Annotated in this window: 4 protein-coding genes; all 4 read left to right on the plus strand. The window is 49.7% G+C overall.

Going from position 1 to position 4,249, the window contains the following annotated elements; genetic code table 11:
* The first annotated feature begins 42 nt into the window (after positions 1 to 42).
* Positions 43 to 1,158, plus strand: a complete 1,116-nt coding sequence (locus tag ABY802_RS16075; RefSeq protein WP_372628138.1) for a glycosyltransferase family 4 protein — start codon at positions 43 to 45, stop codon at positions 1,156 to 1,158.
* Complete coding sequence (locus ABY802_RS16080) at positions 1,151 to 2,476, plus strand: putative O-glycosylation ligase, exosortase A system-associated (RefSeq protein WP_372628139.1); 1,326 nt, start codon at positions 1,151 to 1,153, stop codon at positions 2,474 to 2,476. Before ABY802_RS16075 ends, ABY802_RS16080 begins: the two co-directional genes overlap by 8 nt.
* A complete protein-coding gene (locus ABY802_RS16085; protein WP_372628140.1) occupies positions 2,469 to 3,821 on the plus strand; it encodes a phenylacetate--CoA ligase family protein in 1,353 nt (450 codons plus the stop codon). The genes ABY802_RS16080 and ABY802_RS16085 overlap by 8 nt, the downstream gene beginning before the upstream one ends.
* Positions 3,796 to 4,249, plus strand: a 454-nt coding sequence (locus ABY802_RS16090; RefSeq protein ID WP_372628141.1) for a hypothetical protein, incomplete at its 3' end; no start/stop codon positions are given. The genes ABY802_RS16085 and ABY802_RS16090, both read left to right, overlap by 26 nt.

The raw sequence follows: 4,249 nt of genomic DNA on the forward strand, positions 1-4,249 counted from the left end.
ACACCGTCGCCGCTATTTTGCCGGTTTATCAGCAGGTGTTACGTGAGCGCAAGTAGTGATCCTAAGCAGTCCAGCACGCCAATAACACTTGCCTTGGTCGGGCCCATCCCGCCGCCAGCGGGGGGCATGGCTATGCAAACCGCTCAGCTACTGCGACTACTGACCGAGACAGGCCAGATAAAGGTAAAACTGGTGGCAGTGAACCCGCCATACCGTCCAAACTGGGTCGCCCGCATTCCGGTATTGCGGGCGCTGTGCAGAGTGGTTCCCTACCTCTGGCAATTACATCAAACCTTTAAACACAGTGACGTGGTGCATGTAATGGCCAACTCAGGCTGGGCCTGGCACCTGTTTGCTGCACCCGCTATCTGGCTGGCTGCATGGCATAAAGTACCGGTTATTGTGAACTACCGCGGCGGCCTGGCGGCAGACTTTTTAAAAAAACAACAGCGCTGGGTATTACCATCGCTGCGCAAAGCAACCGTCATTGTCACGCCCAGTGCTTTTTTGCAACAGGTGTTTGCTCAATATCAGCTAACCTGCCAAATTATTCCTAATATAGTTGATACCAGTATTTTCAAAGGCGAACTTAAACCCAGCATAAGCACCGCACCGCACCTGGTGGTCACCCGCAATCTGGAAACTATTTACGATATTGCGACCGCTATCCGCGCTTTTGCCATTATCAACAAGCAATTGCCAGACTCCCGACTTAGTATTGCTGGCAGCGGACCGGAATTAGCTAACTTACAGCAGCTGGTTAGCCAGTTACAGCTAACGGCAAAGGTAAGATTTTGTGGCAAGTTAGACCGGCAGCAAATGGCGCAACTTTATGCCAGTGCCGATATTATGCTTAACCCCAGCACTGCCGATAATATGCCCAACTCATTACTGGAAGCCATGGCGGCCAGCGTACTGGTGGTGTCTACCAATGTCGGCGGCATCCCCTGGATGGTCGACGATGGTAACGATGTTCTACTGGTGCCACCACGCGCACCAGAGCAAATGGCTGCCGCCGCACTAACCCTGATCACTCAGCCTGAGTTGGCTGGGCAACTGGCCTCTAATGCCAGAGCAAAAGTAGAGCAATTTCAGCCGGCCCAGGTTTTGCCCGGCTGGTTACGCTTATACCAAAAGAGCGAGCAAGCGAATGCGTGACATAGTTCTGTTTCTTATTATCGTTGGCTGTATTCCGTTTATTCTGCGCCGGCCTTTTATCGGCGTACTGGTCTGGTGCTGGATAAGCTATATGGTGCCGCACCGCCTGGGCTGGGGCTTCATTCAAACCCTGCCAGTAGCTTCAGTAATTGGTCTGGTTTTTTTAGTCAGTTATTTGTTCAGTAAAGAGCCCAAACGGATCCCACTAAGTAGCCCGATTGTGTTTTTACTGCTGTTTAATATCTGGATGGTTATCACCTTTATAATGAGTGTTAAAGATCCTTTTGTAATATCCCAGTTTGAAAAAATCATGAAAATTCAATTTATGACCTTGGTGATTCTGGCAATGCTTACTACCCGGCAACGAATTGAGCAGGCGCTATGGGTTGTAGCACTTAGTATCGCTTTTTATGGGGTGAAAGGCGGCATTTATACCATTCAGACAGCGGGTGGTGGCAGGGTATGGGGGCCGACCGGTGGTTTCTTTTTTGGTAATAATGAATTGGCACTAACCTTATTAATAGTATTGCCTGTTCTATTCTACTTACGATACATCGTGCCCGCTCATCAACGCTGGTTAAAACTCGGCTTGTTAGTAGCAACGGGCTTATGTGTACTCTCCGCATTAGGTACCCAAAGCCGTGGTGCCCTGGTCGCTTGTATTGCAGTTGGTTTTTTCCTTTGGTTAAAAGGTCCGAATAAACTGGCAATAGCACTGGCAATAATCCTGGCAACACCAGTAATTTATCAGTTTATGCCTGACAGCTGGCATGACCGGATGGCGACAATCGTTGAACCGGATCGCGAAAGCTATGATGGCTCAGTCCAGGGCCGTTTTAATGCCTGGGAAATGGCGTTTAATATGGCGCAAGACCGGCCTTTTGGTGGTGGATTTAATGGCTTTAAACGTGCGAATTTCTACCTTTACGCCCCAAATCCAGACCGGGTTAATGACTCGCATAGCATCTATTTTCAGGTAATAGGCCACCATGGTTTTATTGGGTTTTTCTTATGGTTGGCTATTTACCTCAGTACCTGGCGCAGCGCCAAGCAAACCATCAAACTAACCCATAAACGTGACGACTTAAAGTGGGCAGCTCTTATGGCAAAAATGCTGCAATGCAGTTTAATTGCTTATGCTGCCGGCGGCACCTTTCTGGGGTTAGCCTACTTTGACTTGCCGTATCATCTGGTGATCACCTTGGTTGCCCTGCAAGTAGTGGTAAAAAAACAGCTGTCGGCCGAAAAGCAGCATCAAACCACTGCACCGCCCCACCAGCCAAGCCTGAATAAGCATAGCCGAGGTGCTCATGGCTAATCTTTACACCCAGTTGGTTAGCAAAGTATTGTTCCGGCTGCACGAACGGTTAAAAGGTCACACTACGTACAACATGCTAGCCAGGCTTGAACAGAGCCAATGGTTAACTGCGCCCCAGATAGCGCAGCTACAACAGCAGCGCTTGCAGCAATTTATCGCCGATATCAGCCAGCGCTCGCCGTATTACCAGCAACTTTTTAACGCCGAAGGTTTGAGCGCAAGCTATATTCGCACGGTTGTCGATTTAGCCAGGCTACCCTTTTTAACCAAGCAACTTATTACCGACAATCAGCAGGCACTTTGCAGCGAACCGCAACACACCTTGCAGCGCTATAACACTGGCGGCTCCAGTGGCGTACCGCTAATTTTTTATATGGGTAAAGCACGGGTCAGCCACGACGTAGCAGCCAAACTGAGGGCCACCCGTTGGTGGGGGGTGGATATTGGCGACCCGGAAGTGGTGTTATGGGGCTCGCCAATTGAGCTGGGTAAACAAGACCGGATTAAAAAAATCCGTGACGAGCTGTTTCGCTCGCACCTGTTACCGGCATTCGAATTTACCCCGGCCCATATCGAAGCCTATCTGCAGCAGTTACAGCAATTAAAGCCACGCATGCTATTCGGTTACCCGTCGGTTATCCACCAGCTGGCTCTGGCGGCTGAAGCCCGGCAGCTGTCGCTTAGCCAGCTTGGTATTAAGGTGGTATTTGTCACCTCTGAAATGCTATTTGAGCATCAGCGTACGGTCATTGAACGGGTTTTTGCCTGCCCGGTTGCCAACGGTTATGGTGCCCGCGATGCCGGCTTTATTGCCCATCAGTGCCCGGCCGGCAGTTTGCATATCAGTGCCGAAGATATTATTGTGGAAATTGTTGATGACAAGGGTCAGGTTTTACCAGTGGGTGCAACCGGTGAAATTGTAATTACCCACTTACAAACTCAGGCCTTTCCTTTTGTGCGCTATCGCACTGGCGATATGGGGCAGCTTAGTAATGCGCCCTGTGCTTGCGGGCGGGGTTTGCCGGTACTAGCCCATGTCAGTGGTCGCACTACCGATTTTCTGCAAACCACTGCCGGCGATAAGCTGCATGCTTTAGCTCTTATTTATGTGTTGCGGGATTTAAAAGAGATAAGACAGTTTAAAATTATCCAGCATAGTCTGCAAGAAGTTGAAGTGCAGCTGGTTACTGTCGCCCCGCTCTCCACATTTTTAGCTGAACAAATTATCAGCCAGTTTAAGCAACGCCTGGGCAGTGACTGCGCAATTACATTAAAGCAGCTGGACGTTATTGCCAGCCTGCCAAATGGAAAACATCGTTATGTTGAATCTAAAATGGATGATTAAAACAGCCCACCTGGCGTTATGTTGGCTGGTAGCAATGGGCGCCGTACATGCAACCCCGCTGACAACTGAGCAGATAATTGCAGTTGACTGGCATGAAGGCAACAAAACGCTTGCAGGTGCCAGCCGCAGTTACAGTTATGCCGCTGCTTATGTTAGCTGGCCAGATGATGAAATGGGCGCCTGGATTGACCAAAACCTGGTTTTTATGGGCAAGCAGCCGTTTGCCCGGCAACAAGTCAGCCGGGCCGATACCGGTAAGGCTGTCAGCTGGCAGCTATCGTCAATGGTGCAACAAATTGTCAGCACCAGCCAACCAACCATTGATCTGCTATTACATAGTCAAGACAGTGGGGGTACCAGCCATTTTCATAGCAAAGAAGCGGATAATAATAAAGCCCCGTCTTTAACAATTAGAACCTCTGCCGGCA

It is taken from the genome of Arsukibacterium sp. (assembly GCF_041616895.1).
In the GTDB taxonomy this organism is placed as follows: domain Bacteria; phylum Pseudomonadota; class Gammaproteobacteria; order Enterobacterales; family Alteromonadaceae; genus Alishewanella.

Coding starts and splice junctions, on each gene's coding strand:
- ABY802_RS16080 (WP_372628139.1), top strand. CDS start 1,151: ATGCGTGACATAGTTCTGTTTCTTATTATCGTTGGCTGTATTCCGTTT.
- ABY802_RS16085 (WP_372628140.1), top strand. CDS start 2,469: ATGGCTAATCTTTACACCCAGTTGGTTAGCAAAGTATTGTTCCGGCTG.